The sequence below is a fragment of the Paucibacter sp. DJ2R-2 genome (genome assembly GCF_025717675.1).
Classification (GTDB): domain Bacteria; phylum Pseudomonadota; class Gammaproteobacteria; order Burkholderiales; family Burkholderiaceae_C; genus Paucibacter_A.
The window spans coordinates 414,116-437,020 of record NZ_JAJIRT010000004.1 but is presented as its reverse complement, the minus strand read 5'-3'; the positions used below and the strand labels follow the sequence as shown (position 1 = coordinate 437,020).

Sequence of the window (22,905 nt, the reverse complement as noted above, 5' to 3'; positions counted from 1 at the left end):
CTCACCACTTGAAACGCCAGGCGCCATGCATCTGGTCACACTTGCCAAGGAGCAGCTTGTGCCAAATCCCCTGACGCTCAAGCGAAAGCCGCCGCTCCACCGGCATCAGTTGCTTGCTTCCCTGGTGCAATATCCATAGGCCCCGCTCACCAGTAGGGCGCACCACCAAAGTGTTGCCATCGATCCAAAGCGATGCCACCACCCCGCTTTCCAAGTAGGTGGCTGAACCCGGCGGCGAGCTGCGAAGTTCGGTCATTTGCGAGCCAACAACTTGCTCATGTGACGTCGGAATCCAGCAGTCCGCAGGGCGGGCCTCTTCTCCCAGCTCTTGCAGCGGAGCAAAGAGCTCGTGCTTCATACGCAGTACGGAGCTGGCCGGGTGCACGGTGCCGCAGAACGGGCACTCCAGACCGGCATTCCAGATGAAGGTGCTGCCGCAACCCTCAGCGGCTTCGCTGCACGTCACCTGCAGTGCTGCGGCGGCTTCCAACGCCTCGGCCCACTCCGCCATCACGGGACGTGCTTCGGGCCGTTGCAAGCCGCCCCGGAAGCAGCGGTCGAACAGCGCTTGTAAGGCGGGCGTGCATACCAACTCCCGTGCCATGCCACAGATGGCGCGGTTGCTGTCGTCTTCAGGATGGTCGACCCAGGGCAGTTCACCGCGCAGCGCTGGCTCCTCCAGTTCGCTGTCGCTGTCTACTTGCTCACCGCTCTTGAATGGATGCAGCAGCGTCAACAACTGGAACGCCATCACCGCAAAACTCCAGATGTCGGTGTAGGTGCTGATGCCAGCGTCGCGGCGAAGGATCTCCGGCGCACCGTAGTCTGGCGTGTAGAGCTGCAAGTTGCTGTCGCGTACCGCGTAGCTCAAGTTATCGCAGTCAATGAGCCAAACCTGTGAATGCTCCGGCGAACTGGAGACAAACACATTCCGTGGCGACAGGTCACCGTGGGCAATAGCAAGTCCATGCAACTGGGCCAGCACACGGGCCAGTCGCGCCAACAACCGCAGTCGACGACCCAGTCCGCCTGAGGCGACATAACCGGCAGCTCCCTGGTCTTTCAGAAACGCCTCGTGAGCCTGGCTCAGCAATTCCTCAAGTGGGATCAGCCCATCCATCAACTCCATCACATAGCCCGCGCGCGGCTTGATGATCAGCGTCTGTGGCATGGCGATCGGCAATCGGTTCTCCAAGATGGGCATCCGGCGAACGGATTCGATGCGCCGGCGCCAGCGCTGTGTACGCTCGTCGGCATCGGGCCAGCGGCTGACCTTCACAAGGCGTCTCGCATCTCCGGCAATGCGCAGCACGATCCCCTCGCCGCCCTCGGCCAACTTCAGTCCCAGTTCGTGCTGAGTACCTTGCTCATCCACCACAAACTGCTTCTTCTTGCGCGCAGCCGTCTCTGTCTTGTCCGTCATCCGCATCTCTCTTCCTTGAACACCGCTGCCAGCGTCTTGTCATCGCCATGAAGCGGCGTCGCCCAGTGGGTAAGTTCGTGGTTCAGCCATCGCCGCCCCCCGCGCCGGCTTCTGCACGCCAAGTCTCGACGCACTGCGCTGGCGAAACCGCCAAGGGCATTTGGCAAAAGGTCGTCGGCCACGCCATCCGTCATCAGCAGCACCATGTCGCCCGGTTCCTTCAGCGCGAAGTCAGCCGTGTGCCAGGCTGCCCAGGCCCGGTCCACGCCTAGGGCGCGCGTCTGATTGCCGAAGCCATCTCGCGCGGGGGTCAAAGGCTGAGCCATGCCTTGCGTACACAGCAGCACCAGACCGTCACCAATCTGCCAAGTGCGTGCACGCCCTGCGGCGTCGCAGACCACCAGCAGCAGGGTGGTAGCCGCGAGTCCCTTGTCAGCCCATGGCACTGCTGCCAGCCAGCGACGATAGATGTCTGTCGCAACCTCGCGCGCCGACACCTCAAGCCAGCTCCGAGCAGGCCAATCTCTTGCTACCTGCTGGGCCACCTTCACCGCCAGACGCGCGCCTGTGGCGCTGTGCGCACGCGAGCCCAGGCCATCGGCCACCGCAGCGATCCAGCCGCCGCGCCATCCGCGCAACTGCAGCGCATCCTGACCCTGGGTACCCTGAGCGCGATGCGCGGGCCCTGTCACGCAGGCCCCAGCTGCTCGCAGCGTCGTCGCTCTCGTTGCCAATTACAGTGCGTCCAGATCGAGGTCATCCAGCGCCGCGTCCAGCTCCAGTCCGACGGGCTGGTCTGGTGTGGCGCTGGATGAGCGAGCCACCACGCTCATGGTCACTGCGCGGAAAAAGCGCACGATGTCGCGCACTTCATGAGCCTCAAATACAGGCGCCTCACGGTCATTGGCAAAGCGCGCCAGCATGTCCCGATCGGCATCTGCGCCAATGGCTAGGGCAAACCGCGAGGCCTTGCTACCGCGCTCGCAAGTCTTGAGTGCCTCCAGCTGCGCTTCCCAGTCGTCGTTTGGTTCGCCGTCAGACACCAGCACCACCACAGGGCGGTAGGCTCGCGAGGGCACCAAGACCTTGTCCTCCAGCAGTGTGCGCGCCAATGTGAACGCCGATCCCATGGGCGTAGCGCCTGAGGCCTGAAGCGCCTGCATGCCCTCGATGCGCTGCGCAGCCACCAAAGGCAGGTATTGCTGCGCCTCCCGTCCACCAAAGGTGATGAGCCCGACCTGGATCTCGGCACGCAGTCGTGACTCTTGCGCGAAGCTCTTGATCATCTGGCCGAGGGCGACGTTGAGGGCGTCGATCTTGCCGTTCTCGGCCATGCTGCCACTGGTGTCAGCCAGCACGATGATGGGAAGCGGCCGCGGTTGCGGGGCAGCAAAAGCTTTCAGTTTGGTGGCGGTTGCAGGTTCGTTTTTCATGGCCTCGTGTTCCTTTTCCCTGATGCGAGTTGCTTGAAAGAAGCGGCTCTGTATGTCTTCGTCGTAGCTTGCAAAACCCATGTCTTTAATCCCCTGTTGGATGTCTCGAATTCGGATCAATACGCATCTCGGGCTCTGATGTTTGCCCGGCAGAAATGCCCCTCGTCCAGTGCTTGCGGAAGCGTCAGTGCCGGTGCCGCAACCGCATGCGGCGCTTGTCCCGCACCGTGGTGCGAATGGCATGGAAATCGGTGTTGCGATAGGTGGTGACCACCAGTTCCTCTTGAACCAGAACCTGCAAGCCCGAGAGGCCCGAGATGTTCTGCCCCTGTTGGGCCAGTAGCTTGACTTCTTTGCGCCCGATCACGTAGTAGGTGAGCCCCTTGGCATGGATGCGCCTGCCGTACTGAATCGCCAGTTCGATGTCGGTCCGTTGAATTCCACGTTGTTGCATCCTGATCTCTGCGTGACTGCTCATTTCGGGCTTGCGATCAAGTAGCTGGTTCTCTTTTAGGCGCTGGCTCATGGGGAGACTCCAAGGTTGGCTGACACTCGACATATTGCGAATGCCGTGCCAGAGCAAGGAGTCGTCCTTGTCCTAAATAAATCAATGACTTACAAGCAGGCCTCATGAGGATTGCGGAAAATTGTTTGCGGAATCCGCAAACTTTTTATTACTCACGGCATCCTTGAATGGCAGGCTGGGCCATCGGGCGGTCAGTCTCCTTAGTTCCAACGACGCTGATTGCTCGATGGCCAACTGGCCGTTGGCCCCCTGGAAGTTGGCTCGAACGCTGCTGGGTTGGTGAGCGCGCAACCAAGCCGTTACCTCGTCAAGGTGCTGCAGCGCAAGCCCCTCGTCGAACCACACAGACCGCGGATGGTCCGGCTGGTAGTGGATCAGGCTGTCGCCAGGAGCCGCCAGAACTTTCGTCGTTGGCGAGTCCGCCCAAGCCAGGCGCCCCAACAACTGCAGTTGCCCTTTGCTCCCGCGTGGCGTCTTCACCACCCAGATGTCATCCGGGGATCGCTGTTGCAGCTCGTCGAGCTTGTCCTTGGAAGATCGGAAGTAGCCGATGCGGCCTTGGCGAATGTCAGACTCGTAGTCTTTCCAGTAGTACAGAACGTCCATTGCATCTTCTAGGAGTAGCGGGCCGCATTTGCGGCGCAGTGTGACTCGACGATCTCAAGCCAAGGCTGGTAACGGGACCTCGCCTTGGCGGACGAGAAGCCCAAACTTCTGTAAGGATGGCATGCAATTAGCCGCGCCAAGAACTTGTTATGCCAGTGCATTGGAAAGCGCGGTCAAGGTCAAGGTAGGCGGCATTGGCGGTGCGGTGGCTGAACAGCAACGCACCGCTCGCCTGGAAAAATTTCCGCAACGAATCAACGGCCGTATTCACTTCATCGGCTCCCAGAGTGCCCATTCAATGCTGGGCTGAAAGCTGCCAGTCGATTGCCCTTCGCGCCGATGCAATCACATCGAAAAAGGCAAGTGCTTCCACCTCAGCTTCGCGCTGCATCGTTGGGAAGTCCGGCGATCTCCTTCCTCCCATCAGCATCACTCGAATAGGTTTGGTCATGTGCTTCGACAGCTCATGCCGATAGCTGATGGCCTGGAGGTAGTCCTCGTGGTTCAGTGCATGTGATGGGCGCTTGAACTCAATCAGCAGGCACGAACCGTTGAGGTCTTCATTCAGCACCAGGTCGGGGCGCTCAGCCGCCTTGGCGCCCTGGTACTTGCGCCCTAGCGCCTCTTCCACCGTTCGCTTGAGCGTCTGGTTGGAGCGGAAGAAGGTGTAGGTCGCGCCCAGAATCCACAGGTTGCGCTCGATCGCCTTGTGCATCTCGGCCTCACGCGTCTCGGGCGCTCGTGCAAGCGCTTCCAACTCGTCAAGGAACTGCATGCGCGCTTTAGCTTGGGTAACCAAAGTGGCCATGTCGGCCATGCCGAACTCGTCAAGCGCTGCCGAGATGGCTACAACGTCTTTTCGCGAGGCATCGTGGATGTGAGACAGGACTGCGCCGTACTCAACGTGCTCGATGGCCTCGAGCAACACATAAACGTATTGCTCAAGCTTGGTTGGCTCTTCGCCGTAGAAGCGTTCCAGCGCGCGGCGCACCGCCTTGTCGGCGAACTCGCGGCGATGCTCAGGCATCGCTGCAAGCCGGTCCTTGATTGAACGGCTGATCCGAGCCTGCGCCAGCTGAATCTCGCGACGGTATCGCTCCCTGTAAGCCGCGATCAGGATGGGCTGTACTTGCTCGGTGACCGCAGAAAGCAGGCTGCTGTTTTCGATCACGCTATCCCAGCCCGCCGTCACATGGTCGCGCAGACCGTCAGCCTGGACCTCACCGTACAGCTTGGACTTCAGTTTCTGCGGAAAGTCTTCCCGCTCTTCAAGGCCAAAAAAGGACGGCTTTCCAACCACCTTGCCGTCCACCCGCAACACGATGCCCGCCTGTCGATGGGCCGATCGCTCTTCGGCAATCGCAAACCGAAGCTGGACGGGGCCGACACCGGAGACATCCACCGTCTGGTCGGTGTAGGTGCCAACAACATCGTCGACGCCGAGCAGTTTCCCATCCACGTAGACAGTGAAGTCCGCCGACCGGCCATACTCAAAAATCAGGGCTTGGCGCATCCTGGCTGCATCCGGGAAGGCCAGTTCACCGTGGAGGGTGCGCAGCGTGATGGTGGTGCCGTGTGACTCCGGGTCGCTACGCTCGGTATCGATTTGAATCGGCAAGTGCTCGATATCTTCAACGCCAGCGAGGTCCGCCATCCGTAGCGTGAAGCGGCTGAGTGTGCCTCGCGTGCGGGTCTCGAGGGTCATCTCGGCGGCAGCCATCAAGCCCGCAAATTTGCCGATGCCTTTGCGCCCCTTGACCAAGCGTTGCTTGCCTGCAGTTCTCTCACCTCGATGTACTCGCCGATCTCGAGCGATGGCCAGGTAGTGCGATTCGAGCTCGGCCCGCGTCATGCCGGAGCCATCGTCCGAAATGACGATAGGCGCATCGGTCATCGGCGCCGGCAGCGAGATGTGAACGTTCTCGGCGTCCGCATCCCAGGCGTTGTCGACCAGTTCCTTGAGTGCTTTCTCAGTCGACGAGTATTCCTGGCTCAACAAACGAGCCAACCTCGAATCAACTTGAAAGCGTGCAGTCTTTGCTGCCATCGCTTTCCTCCCTGATATCTGTCGGTGGGTCGCTGGAGGTTAGTTCCAGCACAAAGTGACTATACGGTTAGTTACATAAAGAACGCCTTGCACTGTGAGAGTCCTGCACTCTGCATTGAGATGCGCGGGGCTGCGTGAAGCCTTAGCTCTGGCGGGTCGATCTGAAAGCTGAGACCATTGGGCTGGCAGCGTCTGTGGCCCATCAAAGTCCCACAAGGGAAACCTCTGAAGTTCTTGAGCGAGAGTGACTTGATCAATGAAGCCATGGTTTAGGCAAGTGCAATCAGACAGAGATGGGCTAACTGAAGTACTTAGCTGAAAGTGAAGCTACCAAAGCATCCGTCTGATCTGCAGCGCTGCCTGCGTTCTGGGAAAACTGGGTGATCTTCGCTAGCAGCGCCTCGAACTTAAGTTGCGCTTCCATCGGCGGCTTGCTGACCATCAAGCCCTTCACAATGCCCATGTTCCATCCTTCCATGATGGCGCCCTTTGATTCGCGCTGAGTCTGTGCCCGGACTTCTGGGTCCCAGCGCAAGCAAGCCCATAAATAGGAAGGCCGCATCTTCTGCTGATCAAGCGACAGCGTGCACAGATGCTTTGTGCTGATGCAAACAGGCAAATCCTCAGGTGCGATTGCGACCCGACCTGTGGTGCCCATGATCGTGACCATGACATCCCCAGGGCGAACGGTGTATCGCTCTAGTTCCTTGTACTTCTCAGGTGAGACGAATCGGCGTGCGCCCCAGGTGAATGAGTTGGAGACAACGTTGTCGATCCCGAGGACTGGGATGCCCGATTCGGTGAACTCTGAAACGAGTAACTGACTGCCGAAGGGTCCCGTCCTCGCTGCGTTAGGAATGGATGCGAGGACACTGTCAACCGAAGCTCGGTCCGGGTGCTTCGTGGCGAGGTCCAAATAGGCAGCCCGAAGGAATTCGTCGGCGAGGCGGATGGCTTCTAGGCGTTTGCGGCGCAGGCTGTCGGCCTTGTCGAGGATGGCGGCGATGCGCTGTTGCTCATGCAACGACGGCAGCAGCACGGGCAATGCAGCAACGTCCTTTGGGTAGAGATGAATCCCCTTTACTTGGTCCCGAAGCCTTTGTCGAATCCGAGCGCTTGTAATCCAATGATGGATGAAACGAGCATCGGTGCAGTGCTGCATAGCTCTGACCACAAGCCATTCACCAGTTGGCAGACTGCCAACTACGCTTGGCTCTGCCAAATACGACTTTGAGCCTACATAGTCGGCGTTGTGCGCGGCGTTGAGGATTAGAGTATCGCCAACCTCAACTAGTTTTTCAGAGAATCTTGCCGCAAATTCATGATCAACAAATGATTCGAAGCTGCCAGCGAAACGCCCGAGGGAATTCACGTCTTTGATTTTCAAAACTGGGTGCCCGCCCTGTCTCTGATCTACGCGAGCGGGTGTCTTGCCGTTGAACACGAGGGCGACATCGCTTAGTTGAACAAGCCGGTTCATTTCAACAAGTCTTCCAGATCCGTTAGCTCTCTTTGTATCGCCGTCTCCAGGTGACGCAACTTGGCGACGATGGCCGCAGGTGCGTCGTGTGTTTCAGCGATATGCACTTGCTCTTTATGTCGATTGATAGACAAGTCATAACTCTGCGCCCGTATGTCATCAGCAGTCACTTCAAACGCTTTGGCCGTCCGATCACTGAAATCACCCTTGCCCTCGCACCATTGCAGAAACTTGGCCTTCACATCGGGCATATCGCCTGACCCGTCACCGATCTGAGTACGTTTGTCATCCAGCGTACGGCCATCCGACTGAACGTCGTAGAAGAACACGTTCTCGGTCTTGCCACCCTTCGCAAAGATGATGATGGCAGTGGACACGCCGGCGTAGGGCTTGAACACGCCCGAGGGCAGCGAAATCACGGCCTCGAGCTGGTTGTTCTCGATCAAGTGCTGGCGCAGTTGCACGTGCGCCTTGCTGGAACCGAAAAGCACGCCGTCCGGCACGATGGTTGCACTGCGGCCGCCGAGTTTCAACATACGCAGGATCAGGCCAATGAAGAGCAACTCGGTCTTCTTGGTCTTAACGGTGCGCAGGATGTCCGGGGCCACGTCTTGCTCGTCCAGGCTGCCTTTGAACGGTGGGTTGGCGAGGATGAGGTCGAAGGCGTTCTTGGAGCCCTTGGGGTGGCGTTCCTCAAAGCTCTGGCTCAAGGTGTCTTGGTAATGGACATCGGGCTGCTTCACGCCGTGCATCACCAGGTTCATGGTGGCGATGCGCAGCATGGTGGCGTCGAAGTCGTAGGCGTGGAACATATCGCTGTCGATATGTTTGCGATGCTCGCCGAGCAGATCGCCGCTGTAGCTGATGTGCTCTTCGCCTTCCACAACTTCTTTGTGCGTGCCGGCGGCGCTGCTGTGCTCACGCAAGAGGTAGTCGTAGGACTCGATCAAGAAGCCAGCGGTGCCGCAGGACGGGTCGCAGATGCGATCAGTGGGCTGGGGCTGCATCAACTCCACCATCATGCGGATGATGTGGCGCGGCGTACGGAACTGGCCGTTGATGCCGGCCGTGGTGAGCTTGCCGAGCAGGTACTCGTAGAGATCACCCTTGGTGTCGCCTTGTTCCAGCGGCAGTTCGTGCACTGCGCTGACGGCCTTCACCAGCAGTGACTCCTTTTGAATCATCAGCTGCGCGTCCTTCATGAAGGCGGCGAAATGGCTGCCTTCGCCCGTGCTGCGCTCGGCAAGGCGGCGGAAGTGCGGGAACACGCGGTCACGCACATGGGGCAGCATTTCAGCGCCCCCGTAGTGACGCCAGGTTTCCCAGCGGCAGCTTTGATCCTCTTCGCTGAACAGGCTGGCTTCTCGCTTGCCGGTGAGGGCTGCGCGCTTTTCCTGGGTGCGCTCCTGCATGTCCAGCAGGCGGCTGTACATCAGGAAGGTGATCTGCTCGATGACGGTGAGCGGGTTGGTGATGCCGCCGGTCCAGAATTCGGTCCAGAGACTGTCGATACGGCTTCTCAGTGCGCCTGTGATCATGGCTGTACTACTTCTTTGTTGTTGTTATCGCTGCGTCAGTGTGCCGCAGGCGGCTGCAAGGGTTCGCCGAAGGCACGCACCATGCGCACGACTTCGTCTAGTTGCGTTTGATTGGGAAAGACACCACCCAAGCCTTCGGCATGGACGGTGTTGAAAGGAGCATCGAACAATTGCCCGACGGCGATGGCGCCAAACTGGCGGATGTGGTCCTTCAGCAGCGCGAGGAAACGCAGTTGCTGACTATTGAGGGCATGGGCTTGGGCGAAGGTGGAGAACTGCAGATCCACGGCTTCGTGGTCCATGCCAACAATGCCGCGCAGAATTTGCGTTAGCTGCACGGCTGTGTCGGGGTAGAACTCACGCAGTGTGGACAGGTCCACATCGGGGTTGCGGGTGTGCAGCAGGCTGTTGAGCTTGTCCAACTCTTCGGGCGTGATGAGCTCGCCACGGCGCAGCTTGAGCAGAACCGGGTCGGTTTCGAACAATGGTTCCAGGGCCGATTGCACGGCCTTGCGGTAGATGCCGAAGTCAACCGACTTGATCTTGGTTGGCCGCAAATGAACTTGGTACTCGGCTTCATCCTCGCGAATATCCAGGTGCACCACAGGCTTAGGCGGAGGCGTCACGGGGGCGTCGGCCAGCTCCATCAGGTCGCGCAGGGCAGCGCGCATGGCATCCAGATCGGCGAAGCTTGGGGCTTGCCAGAACGCATCGGAGCGGATGGTTCTGAGCTCATTCGCTTTGGCGCGCACCGGGTTCAGATGCGGCGGTAGGCGGTCGACCCATTCCAAAATCGCATCGCGATGGGCATTGGGCTTCCCTGGCGCAGAGATCGCCGCTGCTTGGGCCTTGGCGAGCAGAAGGTCCCAGCGCAGGGCATCGCCTTGACCGCGCACATCCAGTGCGTTCATCAGGGGCGCGACGATGTCGGTCAATAGTTGCCGGGTGACGGGGGCGAAATGGTGGACCAGTTTGGCGTCACGGGCCTGATTCACGGCTTGCCAGTTCTCGCGCACGGCGATGCCGCCGTCGGGCAGTGCAGCGGCGTCTTGCTGGAGCTGCAACGCAAGCGCATCGAATGCCGCAATGTCGGACCTGGCAAGGGCCAAGGCTGCGAGTTCAATACGGGCCTCGTAGCGACGCTGCGTCAGCGGCTTGGGTACCGTGGGTTCGACCTCGTCGGCGTTGAGCTCATGGAATTCGAAGTTATTCCAGTGGTCGAAGATCAGGAATTCGCTCTTGTGGAGACCGGGGCCGAACAGGTTTTCGCAAAGGCGCGTGCCGCGGCCAATCATTTGCCAGAACTTCACCTTGCTCTTGACCGGCTTGGCGAAGACGAGGTTCACCACTTGGGGCACATCAATGCCGGTGTCCAGCATGTCCACTGAGACAGCAATGCGTAGATCGCTCGCTGGGTCTTTGAACTGATCAATCAGGTCCTCGGCCCGCGGCTCTTTGGAGTGGATCACTCGGCAGAACTTGCCGGCGAACTGCGGGTACATCTCATTGAAGAGGTCGGCCAATAGACGGGCATGCTCGATCTTGCGGGCGAAGACGATGGTCTTGCCCGGGAGCTGACCGTCGGCATCGCGGATGCCTTTGTCCATCAAGTTGCGCAGGATGACGCGGTTGGTGTCCTTGTTGAAAACGGCCTCGTCAATTTCCTGGGCGTCGAACTCCAGCTCATTGGGATCGAAGCCTTGGTCTTCCAGCTGAGCGATTTGCTCGTCGCTGAGATACGCCGCCTTGATGCCGTCACGCAGAAACTTGGTCGTATGGGCGACCACCTTGAAGGGCACGAGCTTGCGGTCGGCAATGGCCTGCTCCAAGGGGTAGTTGGCCGTGGGCAATTTGTAGTCGCAGCCAAAAAGTTGGCAGGTGCTGCGGCTGACCATCTCGACCGGCGTGGCGGTCAAGCCAACCTGGAGGGCGTCGAAGTACTTGAAAAGATCGCCGTAGAGGTTGTAGATCGAGCGGTGCGATTCATCGGCAATGATCAGGTCGAAGAAACCGACGTCGAAGGACTCGTAGTCGTTGATCAGGCCTTGGTAGATGCCGATGTAGATGCGGGCATCCATCTTGCCCACGTCATTGGCCTGCCCGATGACGTAGATCGGTTCTTTGACGTGTTCGTTGAAAGCGTTCTTGCCTTGCTTGCGCAGCTCCTTGCGATCGCACAGGAAGAGCACACGCTTGACCCAGCGTGCGTCGATCAAGAGCTTGGCCAGGGCGATGGCCACACGAGTTTTGCCGGTGCCGGTGGCTTGAACCACCAGCGCACGGCGGTGGCGCTGGCTGAAACGCTCGGCAACGCGCGTGATGCTCTCGATTTGGTGAAGGTAGCCGGCGATCTTGGCGTCGGGCCGGACGTCCTTGAGCAGGTCGAGTTTTTCCCGGCGCTGGAAGCCGATACGGTATTGAAGCGTGTCCTTGGAGTAGAAGCCGAACACTGAGCGAGGCGGATAGCCGCCCGCGTCGTCCCAGACCCAGATGTCGTGGCCGTTGGTGTAGAAGATCATGGGCCGCTGGCCGTAATCCTTCTCAAGCGCATCGGCATAGAGCTTGGCTTGCTCCTGCCCGGTTCGGGCATCAACACGGGTCTTCTTGGCCTCCACAACCGCCAGGGGCTTGCGGTTGTCATCCCAGAGCACATAGTCGCAATAGCCTGTGCCGCTTGCAGTCGGCTGATGCGAAACCTCGAATTCCTGGCTGACGGATTCGTTGCTGGCAGTACCCGGCGGGACATCCCAACCGGCCATGCGCAGGTCGCGGTCAATCAGCCATTTGCGGGTGTGGTCTTCGCTGAAGCGCAGCTGACTGGCGACCTGAGTGGAGGCTTGGCCGACTTGCACCAGTGCTTCGACAGTGGGCGAGGTGCCAGGGGCTGTCGGCGGTGTTGCGGCGCGATCAGCAGCTCGCAACTCAGCGAGTTCCTGAAGAGCTTGCTTGAGCCGCTCTTCTTTGATGCTGTTCTCTTCAGCCAGCGCTTTCGCTTTGCGCTTGATCTCAGCTTTGCTGTCGATGCCTTCCGCTGGGGGCTGCTTGAAATCTGAAAAGTCGTCGACCTTGCCGCCCAGAAAGGTCACATGGAGCCAGCGAGCAAGCTGCCAGGCCTCTTGCACACAACGCAGCGAGTCAGTGGCCTCAACGTCCTCGCCATGGGCGCCGCGATTGCCGAGGCGGCGCAGCAGGTGCAGCTTGTCGAGAACCAGGGGTTGGGCGATCTCCCTGAAGCTGGCGTTGTGCAGCAAATCGACGAAGTTGGACTGAGGGGCTCGTTCGAGCTTCAACTTCAGGTAAACGCGGTCGACCAGACGTTCGGCGAAGTTGCGCAGCTTGACGAGTGCGCTTTCCGGGTCGGTGTGCGCGTAATGCTCCGCGTACCCGCCCATATTGGCGAGCTCCGGGTAGACCGCACGCAGCGGCTCGAAGTTCAGCGATTTAATATCTTGCATCAACATCTGGCCGGCTCTCGTGGCATTCATGCCTGTTGTTTTGCGAGAACCGTGCCAGCCTCCCTCTAGTCTTTAGTGTCGCTGCTTTCCAGTCCCAGTTTTTTCATCCAATTGCCCAGCGTTTGATGATTGGCGAACCCCAGCATCTTGGCTGCCACCGTCTTCCGATCGCCCGACCGGTTCAGTGCTTTGGCGATGTAGTCGCGCGAGACGTCATCCAAAATGCCTTGCAAATCAAAGCCTTGGCCCAGTGGCTTCAGGATTGAATCATGGCCCTGCTGCCGAACCTGCAGCAGAGCTGCCTGCACATCTTCAGCCTGTATGACCGGCCCGGTCGACCAAATCGCAGCCCGAAGTAGTGAGTGGTAAAGCTCGCGAATGTTGCCCGGCCACGGATACTGTTCGAGAAGTTTCCTTGCACTTGTGGAAAGTTTCTTCTCTTGCGTTTCTGGTTTCCCCTTGGCATCGGCATTGATCTTGTCAAGGAAGGCGTCGGCTAGCAGGTCGACATCGCCATCACGCTCGCGCAGAGGCGGCAAGCGCAAGATGCCGACAGCCAAGCGGTGGAACAGGTCCTCGCGGAAACGCCCCGAGGCGACATCTGCGGCAAGGTCGCGATGCGTGGCGGCGACGATCCGGACGTCTACCTTGACTGGCTTCGAGTCTCCTAGCGGCGTGACTTCTTTGGCTTGGAGCACGCGCAGCAGTCGTACCTGGGTTTCCGGTGGCAGATCACCGACTTCATCGAGGAACAGGGTGCCGCCTTGCGCTTCTTGGAAGTGTCCCTTTCTTGCTTTGGTCGCGCCTGTAAACGCTCCTATGACATGGCCAAACAACTCTGAGTTGGCCAACTCGGGCGAGAGGGCTCCGCAGTTGACGGCAATGAATGGTTTGCTGGCACGCTCACTTGCGGCACAGATCGCTTCGGCGAAGAGTTCCTTGCCTGTGCCGGTCTCGCCAAGAATTAAGACCGGAACGTCGTGGGCTGCGATGCGCCGGGCGAGGTGCACCTGCTGACGGACGGCATCGCTGCGATGAAGGATCTTGCTGAACTGCGGGGCGCTTTCGACGGGGCCTTGGGAGAGCCGTTCAATCCGCTCGGCACTGCGTTGAAGGAACTCGGGCAGGAAGTCACTGGCCAGGTCGAAGGGAAAGTCCACCGATTCCAGACCTTGCTCCTTGGAAGTCTGAATCAACTTAGCGGGAAAGCGCGTCTTGGCCAACATGATCCAGATGGCCGCCATGGCGGGAGTTCCTGGGCTCAGGTGGAAAGTGAGTTCAACGTCTGACCGAGGAAGGCCAAGATTCTTGAGGTGCTTGCTGACCTGCTCGTAGATGGACGCGTAGTCGATTGGGCTGCTAAGGCTGATTTCCTGGAGGTCGACCGCGGCGCTTGTGTAGCTGCAACGTTGCTCCAGCCAGGCGCAGTAGGCGGCGCTGCGCTCATGCGCGTAGTTGGTCAGCAGGCAGACTCGATCGAACTTCGGCGAGTTGGTCAGGGCAGTGGCGATTGGGCCATCGCTGGAGGCAGAGCCCCCCTCTGACGCTAGGTGGTCGGCGTTGCCGATCCAAGAGATGAGCCACTTTTTGCCAGCCATCTAGCCATGATAAACAACTTCCAGTCTTGTAAAGACTATTACCTCTCGCATTCGATCTGACTGGGCCGAGGGGGCGCAGGTCGGCTCAACGTTTGGGATCGCTTGACGCACTACCGGCCCACTCACACGCCTGCCAGATCGTGGGTTTGGCGACAGCAGCGCGAGCGCGAGCGCTCGTTTTTCGATCGAAGTGCGACTCAGCATGCGACCAAATTCCACCCGAATAGCCGAGTGTTTTTGTCGGGATAGTGTCCGTATCGGTATCCGTACCCGAAATACGAACCTGCGTGCGGTGGCTTTGGGAGGCTCTTTTGACTTTGCTTCACCTGTCTGAAATCTAATATGAAGTCTCGGAAGAAACTGGCAAAAAGCCCCGCCCGTCAAGGACTTGGGACGTGATGAGCGGTCCATTGGTAGCGAAGTGCTGGAGGCAAAAGCACTCGTGACAGAGATACGAGCCAGCTTCGCTAAGCCATTGTTTCCGTTACAGAAATACGGTATTAAATCATGAGCGATGCGCGGTTGCGGGCTGCAAAAAATGCTCTTAGCATGTCGTCAATGGCGATCCGCAGGACAGGATTTGCAAAGACACAAGCAGGGCTGGGATGGCCGACGTCTTTTCAGTCTCGTGGAATTCAGATTATTTTTATAAATCTATTCTTGATATTCCTATTGGTACACCAAAATCGAATATTGCATTCGTGTGAGTGAGCCAATCTGGCGGGTATCAAATAAAGCTCCTTGGGTTTATTTGTGCACTGGCTTGCAATATTCCTCATGCTTTTCGGCGCGGTGCCGTTAATTCATTCAAGACGCCCGGCAGTATTGGCCATGGACGTCTCACCAAGGACGCTTCCATGACCATCATCCTTCCCTGCACAGCGGATCCACCGTAGCGCCGCGAGCAAAAGGGGCCTGACACCTCAGCACCCCTGTCCCCTTTGTCTACCGCCAAATGACCCTTGTTGCGTGGGTCAGGGCGGAGCTCACCCCAAATCGCAAGAGCGCTGCACCATGAATCCTGATCTGAGCCACCACTGCCCCATCGAATGCCGACCGCAACCGCCGCCGGCCTGACCTGACCCGGGCGCCGGGCCCTGCATCTTCATCGCCAACCGTTCTGCCGCCAATTCAGGCGGTATGGGCGGAGCCACGCCCGAACTTCCCAGTTGAACGCTGGGGAGCGAAGCGGGCCATCACAAGCCAATGCCGCAAGAGGCGGCGAACCAGAAAAGTCCAATCAAATGAACCCCAATCACATCAAGCCTTGGCGCATGGGCCCAGAACTACACGCGCACCTCGAAACAATCTTCCGCCGAACGCAAATGCCTGAATCCGGTCGCAACTACGTGAGGCACACCATTGCCAGCGGGCCTGCTCGGCAAGTGCAAGGCAGGCGCGGCAACACCTGCATTCGCCACTTCAGCAGAAAGATGCAGGCCACCATGATGCTGGAAAGCCGGCGCGGTGAAAGTGCAATGGCATGGAAGCTCGAGTCGGACACCTCGGTGCATGCGTACTTCGCTCAGCCTACGACGGTGACAATGCAGGTTCGTAGGGCAGATGGCAGTCGTGCGTCGGTGCATCAGTACACCGCAGACTTCATGGTCGTCCGTGATGACGGCATCTCCATCATCGAAGTCCGCGATGACGCGCGCTTCCATGCCGACAGCAAGAAGAATCCGGAGCGGTACTTTCGGGATGTCGATGGCGTGCACCACAACATCGCAGCAGAAGACCACTTCGCAGAGATGGGGCTTGCGTACCAGTTCGTCGTGGTCAGTGAGCTGCCGCACCGCTTGATCGAGAACAGTCGGTTCCTTGAGGACTACTACCGCGAGGATTGCCCGCCCCTCTCAGATCAAGAGTGCCAAGCGGTCGTCGCGGCGGTAGCCGCAGACCGCTGGGTTCCACTTCGTGAACTGATCCGGCAAGGCATTTCCGCAGACACCGTCTACAAGGCGATTGCTGAGCGGGTCATTTACGTTCCTCTTGAGTCATCTCGGCTGGCTGACACAGAGCAGGTGAAAGTGTTTGCAGATGAAGTAACTGCACAGACACACGCGTTGATTGATGCCGTGGAGGCACCTCCTCTTCCGCCGATCCCTGGCACGTTGATGCTGCGCTCTGGCGGGAAGATCAGCATCTACGGGCGTGAATACAAAGTGATCCTTCAGGGCGAGCGAGATGTACTGCTGCAGGATCCTATGGGCAAAACCACCAGCAAGTCTGTCGAAGAGGTTCGCCAGCTGCACAGTCGGGGCGAAGCGACGGGAGAGGGCTTTCGCTTGGCCAATGAGCGCATGGCTTTGTGGATGGCGCCACCAAAAAAAGTCGAACAGGCCATGGCGCGACTCGAGGCAGTGCGGAATCCTCATCAAACCGCCTATTCGGAGCGCTCGCTGGATCGATTCCGCGCGCGCATCGCCAGTGCACAGAACGATCTCCAGGCTCTCGAGGCATTGATGGATGCCGAGGAAAAAAGAGGCAACCGGGAGCCCCGCGTCTCCGAGCTGAACGAGGAGCAGATTCAATGTGCCATCTCCGACCACTTCAACACGCCAGATCGCCCGACGGCCAAGGGCGCTTACAAGAAGTACGTTCGAGCAGTGCAGGAGCTGAGCGAGCCTGGCGGCGGCCCTGTCCTTCCTGTTTCGTTGCAAACTTTCACGCGACGATGCAAGCAACGAAAATCCATCAAAGACCGCGAAGGAAAGCGCTCGGCCTACCGGCAAGCTGCCCTCGTGCCGCTGCTTAGCAATGAGCACCCTGCGCACGGGTTTCGTCCCCACGAAGTGATCTATGCGGATCACACGATTGCGGACATCGAAACGCAAAGCCCGGATGGCCTGCCGCTGCGCAAGCCGACGCTATCGGTCGCTATCGACGGCTGCACTCGGCAGATTCGGGCATTCGTGCTGCTATATGAGCCCGCTTCGGCACGCGCGGTGATGCTGCTGATTCGAGACTACGTCGCCAGGTGGGGGCGATTGCCACGGGTTCTTGCCGTGGACAACGGAAAGGAATTCCACAGCCACGCGCTGGAGTACCTCTGCCGAATTCTCGGCATCGAAATTCGCTACCGCCCACCAGCGGAGCCTCGTGGCGGCGCACTGATTGAGCGCACCTTCGGCTCCATCAACGAAGAAGTGTTGGCAGAACTCGAGGGCAACTCGCGCTGCATGAAGTCGTCGACGCGGGAGATCACTGCCTCGGTTAATCCTCAAAACCGGGTGCGCTGGAACCTGGTGGCATTGCACGCCGTCATGACGAAGTACCTGTTTGAGGAGCACGCCAATCGCGTCCATCCCGAACTGGGCATGTCGCCGAACGACTACGAGGAGAAGCGCATGCAGGACACCGGCATGCGTTCTCATGTCATTCATCAACTCGGCGAGAACCTCATGCTGCTGACATCTCCTCATCCTATGCGGCGGCCCACGCGCAAGGTGGTGTCAGGTCGCGGAGTGAATGTCTACGGCGTCTACTACCGACATCCCTCGATGGCGAGTGCCGAGGGTAAGTCGGTGGAAGTCAGGGTGGAATGGTGGAACGCGAGCGTGGTCTATGCGCATATCAATGGCGTGTGGGTCACGGCGGTCGGCACATCATCCCGGTTCATCGCTGACCGAGGCAACCGCGAGATCGAGCTGGCCTACCGCGCCCGCATGCGCGAGGCACAGGCGCGTGCTCGCGAGGACGGCCTGGCTCGGGTCGGCACGGGCTTCGGCTCGGAAAAGCTCCGCCCTGAGGACTTCGATCCTGTGATTGCGGCGCAGGAACGTGAAGTGAAGCGCATGTATCAAGGGCTGGCTGGGATGGGTGCTTCGGCGTTGCCCCTGCCCATCGGTACTGCTGCCAATGACTCCGAAGCGACGGCGCAGGCTACCCACATGGACAAGCTTAGGGCTGGCGGTGCGGCGATCAAGCCTGGCGCCTCGCAGGCCCCCAAGGCGGAGGTGCTGCCCATTCGCATGCCGGCGTTTCCGATCGAAGGACCTGCTTGGGACGAGTGCGATGTCGACGACGACAACTTCGAATCCATGGGTGCCGCCATGGGCCTGCGCTGATCGAATGGACTCCAAGACAAGGAAACATCATGAACACCCAAATCAACGCTAACGCCGCTGATTCCGTCGCTGCGGCAGCAGCCATCGGGAGCTCCGCAAATCTGGCCTGCCTCTCTCGCGAGGAAGTCATGAGCCTGTCCGCACAAGAACGGCTGAACTGGTTCGCGTCGTTGCGCTTCGAACATCGAAATCTACGTACGGTCATCCGGCACCTTCACGAGCTGATGGACCCGCACAACGACGTCAAGCTCATCATGCTCATCGGCCCCACTGGCATCGGCAAGACTTCGCTGGTCGACAAATGCCTGCGTACCATCGTGCAGCGGTATGCACCCGTGCGGCTGCCTCATGAGGTGCCGGTCGCCTTCATCTCCGCCCCAGCCAATGGGGAGCGTTCGCTGTCGTGGAAGGTCGTCTATTCGCGGCTTCACCATGCATGTGGAGGTCTGTTGCCCGACCAGCAGCGCAGCCATGCCCCGCTCGACGGCGAACTCCGCGCCTTGCACGCCAGCAGGATCGGCGTGGCGCAGCGTCGGGAGCTGCTGGAGGCGGAGATTCGCAATCGAAATGTTCGACTGCTCGGCATCGACGAGTCACACCACCTTCTGCGTTTCGGTCAGACCGAGGCCATGATGGATACGCTGAAAAGCATGGCGGACATCCAGCCTGAGACCAAGCTGATGCTGGTCGGGACGTATCAGATCGCGCCTCTGATGACGACGTACGGTCAGCTGGCCCGGCGCGGCGCAATCCTGCACTACAAGCGGTACCACCTATCCAGCGCCCCGAAGGACGATGCGCCGACTGCTGACGAAGCTGAGTTCCGCAAGGTGCTGGCCAAGTTCGAAGCTCACTGGCCCTGCGAGGACGTTCCGAACCTGTCTGCAGCCTGGAGGGATTTGATGATGGCGTCGTTGGGCTCGGTCGGGCTGCTCAAAACGCAGCTCCAGCAAGCGGCCCAACTGCAAACTCATAGCAAGGGCGAGAAGTTCAATTCGAAGGACGTGCAGCGCGCCTTCAAGGCCAACAAGATGCTCAATCAGATTGAGATTGAAATCTCCGAGGGCGAGCAGGCTCTCCGAGACGCCTGCTATGGCGATGCGGAGTTCGTCTCTGGAGAAGGGCAGCAAGCCTGGCTGGCCAAGCTGGAGAAGCGCCGTGCGTGAGAAGCCCATCCCAGTCGAGCCGTTGCAGTCTCCGACGATGGCAGTACAGGCAACAGTGCTTTATCACCTGGCGCCGCGTGGCGCTTCGACAGGAGATGTTGAGTCCCTGTTCAGCCACCTGCTGTCTGTCTGTCATGCGCATCATCTCTCGCCCCGGCAGGTCGTCGACCGCGTTCTCCCCGTGGTGGAGCGGCGAATCGACACCACCATCTACACGCCCCGCTACCAAATCGGCTGGGGCTGGGACAAACATGCAGGCCTGGATCTGGTCGGCATGCATCGCTCCGCTGAGCGCTGGGTGCGTGTGATGGAGGCGGCCACCGGGCTGAAGGGCCTGAGATGCGCGACGCTTCTGCCACTACAGGAGTTCACGACTGGCAACCTGATCACCGACGAGGAGCGCGTCTGTACCGACTGCCTTGATGTCGACATGATTGACGGTGGTCTCCCCTACGGCCGCCTGCTGTGGCGGATGCGTCCGGTGAACTGCTGCCCAATTCATCGCAAGCGCCTGATCGTGCCTGAGTGCGGGCGTAGCCCGCGGGACTCGAAACCCGAATACGAGCGGATCAGGTTCAGCGGGGTCTGCTCGAAATGCTGTTCGATCGGACATCGTTGCCGGCGCAACCAAGCGGAAGCAGCGACGGATGCCGAGGTGTGGCGGGCTGAACAGTGCCGGCAGGTGCTTGCCGCTTCTTCCGCCATCGAGACTGCGGGCCCTGAAGCGATGCGTGCAGCCATGCGTGAATACTGCGCGCCGCGTGGAACCGCTTGCAGCCTGGCTCACCGTTCCGGCATGCACAAGTCGGTGCTGTCGGAATGGATGCGGACGCCCGGCATGCGAATGAGTCTGGATCAACTGCTCGACATCTGCGCGGCCGATGGGTTGGAGCTGGCCGAGCTCATGCAAGGTCGCGTCGAACACCCGGCAGGGGCCGGGGGGCTGGCGCCTGCGCGGGAGCGCCGGCAGGCCAAGCGCGTAGACCACGATGCAGTTCAGCAGGCGCTGATTGGCGCCCTGGCGGAGGGCCTGTCACTGACCGAGGTGGCCAGGGCGCAACGAGTGGACATCAAAACGCTGACACGCCACCGTGACCTGTATGTTCAGGTGAGGGCGGCGGCGGCGGCGCGCAGAGCGCAGGAGGAAGAGGCTCGCCATCTCGCAGCGATCGACAAGGTGGAGGGCATGGCGCGGGAGCTTGCGAAGCGCGGCAGGCGGCTGACGCCCCGGAATGCTCAGGGTCTGGGTGTCGGTGGCATCATGCCGAGCAGCGCGGAGGCTGCAGTGTTCAGCCTTATGCGCTTTGGTCTCGGTGACCGGTCAGCACGGCTGTCTGCTTCGGCAACGCGCCTCGGGCACCGGTTCATCCTCCGGATCAACGAGTCCATCGTTCGCCTGCGTGCCGAGATCGAGGGCGATCAGTTGCAACTGCCCCTCTCGCCGGACTGACGGGCCGGGCGCCTCGCGCGCCACCCGGAAAGAAAAGAGCCGCTGCCAGGCACTGCCTGCAGCGGCTTTGTCATTATTGGTCTCGAAATCACTCTGACAGCGCCGGCATCAAGCAAATACTGGCGCCACTTGGCATCAGGCATTTCATGGCAATACCGCCAGGAAATGCTTTATTTGTCAGGCTTGGTGGGGAAAAATGAAGTGTCCCGGTGGTGCGACCGGCAAGAATCGAACTTGCGCCTAAGCCTTCGGAGGGCCCAATGATATCCACTTCACCACGGTCGCCGGGAGCGCGCATTCTAACCTCAGTGGCCGGCAGCTCCGTGATCACGCTCAATCCTTGCCCAGGCTCCGGGGTAGGCGACGATATAATCTGTCGGTTTTGCGTCCGGTGATTTGCCGGGCAGCGCATCTTCCCTTGCCGACGCCAACGAGGATTTCATGAGCGGAAACCAGAATCACGCACACGAGCACGATCATGCTGACGAAGCCCATGAAGGCCCGATCAAGACGCCCAAGCAACTGGCCTGGGCCGTGTTCTTCGCCTTTGTCGTGCCCGTCATCGTGATCATCATGCTGGCCAACTACGTGACGACCGACAGCAAGCCTTCGGCAGGTACCGAGGCCCTGGAAGCCCAGGCCGTCGCGGCCCGCATCCAGCCGGTCGGCGCGATCGAGTTGAAGGACCTGAACAATGTCGCAGCGCTCAAGACCGGTGAACAAGTGTTCCAGGCCCAATGCGCGGCTTGCCACGCCACCGGCGCAGCGGGCGCTCCCAAGCTCGGCGACGAAGCCGCCTGGGGCCCGCGCGTGAAGACCGGCTACGAAGCGCTGCTGAACTCGGCACTCAAGGGCAAGGGTGCCATGGGCGCACAAGGCGGCGGTGATTTCAGCGACTTCGAAATCGCGCGCGCCGTGGTCTACATGTCCAACAAGGGTGGTGCCAAGTTCGATGAGCCCAAGGCGCCGGCTGCTGCCGCTTCTGCTGCGAACTGAGCCAAGCTCTACCTCCCGAAAACCGGCCCTCTGGCCGGTTTTTTTGTGCCCGCTGCTTTGATGGAACGATGCCAGCGACCGAGGCGAGGCAAGGCGAGCGCTGCGCCTCAGCTGCCGTAGCCGATGTCCTTCACGGACATCAAACGCCCGTCTTCAAAAACCAGCAATTGCATGAACTGGTTGGGTCCGAAGTTGTAGATCCACTCTTCGACCTGAACCTGCACCTCGCGCTCGACTTCGACCTGGCCGCCCAGCGGCACATTCGGGCCTGCAGGCGCGGGCACGCGAACCCGCACGATGCGGCGGTCGATGCGTTGCTCCTTGTTGCTCGGCTGCCCACATTTGCGCAGCACTTCGAACTTGGGCATGCCGGCGTCGATGACATAGGAGTTGCAGCGGAAGGCCCAGGCCGAGGGAGCCAACAGCATGGCGCCGATGGCGATGGCACAGAGCTTGGACGCGACCAGGGTGTTTTTTCTCATGCAAGACCTTCGAGCAGCAATGCTCCTGAACGTCGCTTCCTGAGGGCGGGTTGACTCGCCCGGGCCACAGCGGCAGGGCTCAGTCGGCAGCGGGCGCCAGCACGATGCCGAACTGTTGCAACAAGGTTTCGTGGCTGCGGACCTCGGGCACCCACAAACCTTGTTCGACCGCTTGGGCCGCCCAGTCCATGTCCAGGCTGTGCACCAGGCCCAGGCCGAGTGGGGTGCTCAAGAACAGGCGGTCCTGTTCATCGAGCCAGACCGCGTCGACCGTGCTGCTCAAGCCTGTGTGGCTGCGCACCGTCGACGGTGTGGCCAGCGTATCGCCGTCCAGACGCCAGATCCAGGGGGCGGCCTCCAACTGTAGATAGACGCGCTGCGGGCCGTTCTGGAAAAACCAGGCGCCGCGTTCGTCAACGGCGTAGTTGCGCTCGATGAACTCGCGCAATTTCTCATGCGTGACCCGGCTGCCTTTGACCTGCGGAAAGGGCCCGGCCGCCTGGCAGCGCTCGTCGCGCATATACCAGTTGCCGCGCGCATCCAGGGCAAGCCAGCCGTAGCAGTGCGGAACATTTGGCCACTTCTTCAAGGCCGCTTCGACGATGGCATCCATGGCCCCAGTGTAGGTTCCGCTG

The 22,905-nt window shown here is 60.0% G+C and carries 17 protein-coding genes and 1 tRNA gene; 5 read left to right on the top strand and 13 right to left on the bottom strand.

Going from position 1 to position 22,905, the window contains the following annotated elements; translation table 11 throughout:
- Position 1 precedes the first annotated feature (1 nt).
- The 5 genes from LNV28_RS13275 to LNV28_RS13255 all read right to left on the bottom strand — a co-directional run bounded on the left by LNV28_RS13275 (position 2) and on the right by LNV28_RS13255 (position 3,988).
- Positions 2-1,423: a protein kinase domain-containing protein gene (locus tag LNV28_RS13275; RefSeq protein ID WP_263568970.1), complete on the bottom strand. Its 1,422-nt coding sequence runs from the start codon at positions 1,421-1,423 to the stop codon at positions 2-4.
- Positions 1,420-2,115, bottom strand: coding sequence for a PP2C family serine/threonine-protein phosphatase (locus LNV28_RS13270; protein ID WP_263568969.1), 696 nt, complete (start codon positions 2,113-2,115; stop codon positions 1,420-1,422). Before LNV28_RS13270 ends, LNV28_RS13275 begins: the two co-directional genes overlap by 4 nt.
- A 42-nt stretch (positions 2,116-2,157) precedes the next feature.
- Positions 2,158-2,856, bottom strand: a complete 699-nt coding sequence (locus LNV28_RS13265) for a vWA domain-containing protein (RefSeq protein ID WP_263568968.1) — start codon at positions 2,854-2,856, stop codon at positions 2,158-2,160.
- 184 nt (positions 2,857-3,040) lie between these two features.
- Positions 3,041-3,382, bottom strand: a complete 342-nt coding sequence (locus tag LNV28_RS13260) for a DUF4258 domain-containing protein (RefSeq protein ID WP_263568967.1) — start codon at positions 3,380-3,382, stop codon at positions 3,041-3,043.
- A gap of 102 nt (positions 3,383-3,484) precedes the next feature.
- The gene (locus LNV28_RS13255; RefSeq protein ID WP_263568966.1) at positions 3,485-3,988 is read right to left on the bottom strand and encodes a hypothetical protein; all 504 of its coding nucleotides are present in this window, start codon (positions 3,986-3,988) and stop codon (positions 3,485-3,487) included.
- A 121-nt stretch (positions 3,989-4,109) separates the two neighbouring features.
- On the opposite strand from LNV28_RS13255, the gene LNV28_RS13250 reads away from it, so the two are divergent.
- On the top strand, positions 4,110-4,298 hold the full coding sequence (locus LNV28_RS13250) for a hypothetical protein (protein WP_263568965.1): 189 nt from the start codon (positions 4,110-4,112) through the stop codon (positions 4,296-4,298).
- On the opposite strand, the gene LNV28_RS13245 is transcribed toward LNV28_RS13250, so the two are convergent.
- From LNV28_RS13245 to LNV28_RS13225, 5 genes are all read right to left on the bottom strand, one after another.
- Positions 4,284-6,035, bottom strand: coding sequence for an ATP-binding protein (locus tag LNV28_RS13245; RefSeq protein ID WP_263568964.1), 1,752 nt, complete (start codon positions 6,033-6,035; stop codon positions 4,284-4,286). The two genes, LNV28_RS13250 and LNV28_RS13245, sit on opposite strands and share 15 nt — an antisense overlap.
- Before the next feature lie 298 nt (positions 6,036-6,333).
- Positions 6,334-7,515 carry a restriction endonuclease subunit S gene (locus LNV28_RS13240; protein WP_263568963.1) on the bottom strand — a complete coding sequence of 394 codons (1,182 nt, stop codon included), beginning with the start codon at positions 7,513-7,515 and terminating at the stop codon, positions 6,334-6,336.
- Positions 7,512-9,053: a type I restriction-modification system subunit M gene (locus tag LNV28_RS13235; protein ID WP_263568962.1), complete on the bottom strand. Its 1,542-nt coding sequence runs from the start codon at positions 9,051-9,053 to the stop codon at positions 7,512-7,514. Before LNV28_RS13235 ends, LNV28_RS13240 begins: the two co-directional genes overlap by 4 nt.
- Positions 9,054-9,088: 35 nt before the next feature.
- Entirely contained in the window at positions 9,089-12,538 is a 3,450-nt protein-coding gene (locus tag LNV28_RS13230) for a DEAD/DEAH box helicase family protein (protein WP_263568961.1), read from the bottom strand.
- A gap of 35 nt (positions 12,539-12,573) precedes the next feature.
- Entirely contained in the window at positions 12,574-14,106 is a 1,533-nt protein-coding gene (locus tag LNV28_RS13225) for a sigma-54 interaction domain-containing protein (protein WP_263568960.1), read from the bottom strand.
- 1,244 nt (positions 14,107-15,350) lie between these two features.
- On the opposite strand from LNV28_RS13225, the gene LNV28_RS13220 reads away from it, so the two are divergent.
- Genes LNV28_RS13220 through LNV28_RS13210 form a run of 3 tightly spaced genes read left to right on the top strand, consistent with a single transcriptional unit; the run spans position 15,351 to position 20,792 of the window.
- Positions 15,351-18,176: a TnsB C-terminal domain-containing protein gene (locus tag LNV28_RS13220; protein WP_263568959.1), complete on the top strand. Its 2,826-nt coding sequence runs from the start codon at positions 15,351-15,353 to the stop codon at positions 18,174-18,176.
- A 29-nt stretch (positions 18,177-18,205) separates the two neighbouring features.
- Positions 18,206-19,342, top strand: coding sequence for an AAA family ATPase (locus tag LNV28_RS13215; RefSeq protein WP_263568958.1), 1,137 nt, complete (start codon positions 18,206-18,208; stop codon positions 19,340-19,342).
- Complete coding sequence (locus LNV28_RS13210) at positions 19,335-20,792, top strand: TniQ family protein (protein WP_263518008.1); 1,458 nt, start codon at positions 19,335-19,337, stop codon at positions 20,790-20,792. Before LNV28_RS13215 ends, LNV28_RS13210 begins: the two co-directional genes overlap by 8 nt.
- A 210-nt stretch (positions 20,793-21,002) precedes the next feature.
- Here LNV28_RS13210 and LNV28_RS13205 read toward each other — a convergent pair.
- Positions 21,003-21,077 (bottom strand) — tRNA-Arg (locus LNV28_RS13205).
- Between the two features lie 156 nt (positions 21,078-21,233).
- Between LNV28_RS13205 and LNV28_RS13200 the strand changes: the two genes are divergently transcribed.
- Complete coding sequence (locus tag LNV28_RS13200) at positions 21,234-21,788, top strand: c-type cytochrome (RefSeq protein WP_263518007.1); 555 nt, start codon at positions 21,234-21,236, stop codon at positions 21,786-21,788.
- Between the two features lie 107 nt (positions 21,789-21,895).
- On the opposite strand, the gene LNV28_RS13195 is transcribed toward LNV28_RS13200, so the two are convergent.
- Positions 21,896-22,270, bottom strand: coding sequence for a DUF2845 domain-containing protein (locus tag LNV28_RS13195; protein ID WP_263518006.1), 375 nt, complete (start codon positions 22,268-22,270; stop codon positions 21,896-21,898).
- A gap of 79 nt (positions 22,271-22,349) precedes the next feature.
- Complete coding sequence (locus tag LNV28_RS13190; RefSeq protein ID WP_263518005.1) at positions 22,350-22,883, bottom strand: DUF2946 family protein; 534 nt, start codon at positions 22,881-22,883, stop codon at positions 22,350-22,352.
- Positions 22,884-22,905 lie beyond the last annotated feature (22 nt).

What these genes read in the sequence shown, in the direction of transcription:
- LNV28_RS13275 (WP_263568970.1), bottom strand. Translation starts at nt 1,423, where the DNA reads ATGACGGACAAGACAGAGACGGCTGCGCGCAAGAAGAAGCAGTTTGTG.
- LNV28_RS13265 (WP_263568968.1), bottom strand. Translation starts at nt 2,856, where the DNA reads ATGAAAAACGAACCTGCAACCGCCACCAAACTGAAAGCTTTTGCTGCC.
- LNV28_RS13260 (WP_263568967.1), bottom strand. Translation starts at nt 3,382, where the DNA reads ATGAGCCAGCGCCTAAAAGAGAACCAGCTACTTGATCGCAAGCCCGAA.
- LNV28_RS13255 (WP_263568966.1), bottom strand. Translation starts at nt 3,988, where the DNA reads ATGGACGTTCTGTACTACTGGAAAGACTACGAGTCTGACATTCGCCAA.
- LNV28_RS13250 (WP_263568965.1), top strand. Translation starts at nt 4,110, where the DNA reads ATGCAATTAGCCGCGCCAAGAACTTGTTATGCCAGTGCATTGGAAAGC.
- LNV28_RS13245 (WP_263568964.1), bottom strand. Translation starts at nt 6,035, where the DNA reads ATGGCAGCAAAGACTGCACGCTTTCAAGTTGATTCGAGGTTGGCTCGT.
- LNV28_RS13240 (WP_263568963.1), bottom strand. Translation starts at nt 7,515, where the DNA reads ATGAACCGGCTTGTTCAACTAAGCGATGTCGCCCTCGTGTTCAACGGC.
- LNV28_RS13235 (WP_263568962.1), bottom strand. Translation starts at nt 9,053, where the DNA reads ATGATCACAGGCGCACTGAGAAGCCGTATCGACAGTCTCTGGACCGAA.
- LNV28_RS13230 (WP_263568961.1), bottom strand. Translation starts at nt 12,538, where the DNA reads ATGAATGCCACGAGAGCCGGCCAGATGTTGATGCAAGATATTAAATCG.
- LNV28_RS13225 (WP_263568960.1), bottom strand. Translation starts at nt 14,106, where the DNA reads ATGGCTGGCAAAAAGTGGCTCATCTCTTGGATCGGCAACGCCGACCAC.
- LNV28_RS13220 (WP_263568959.1), top strand. Translation starts at nt 15,351, where the DNA reads ATGAACCCCAATCACATCAAGCCTTGGCGCATGGGCCCAGAACTACAC.
- LNV28_RS13215 (WP_263568958.1), top strand. Translation starts at nt 18,206, where the DNA reads ATGAACACCCAAATCAACGCTAACGCCGCTGATTCCGTCGCTGCGGCA.
- LNV28_RS13200 (WP_263518007.1), top strand. Translation starts at nt 21,234, where the DNA reads ATGAGCGGAAACCAGAATCACGCACACGAGCACGATCATGCTGACGAA.
- LNV28_RS13195 (WP_263518006.1), bottom strand. Translation starts at nt 22,270, where the DNA reads ATGAGAAAAAACACCCTGGTCGCGTCCAAGCTCTGTGCCATCGCCATC.
- LNV28_RS13190 (WP_263518005.1), bottom strand. Translation starts at nt 22,883, where the DNA reads ATGGATGCCATCGTCGAAGCGGCCTTGAAGAAGTGGCCAAATGTTCCG.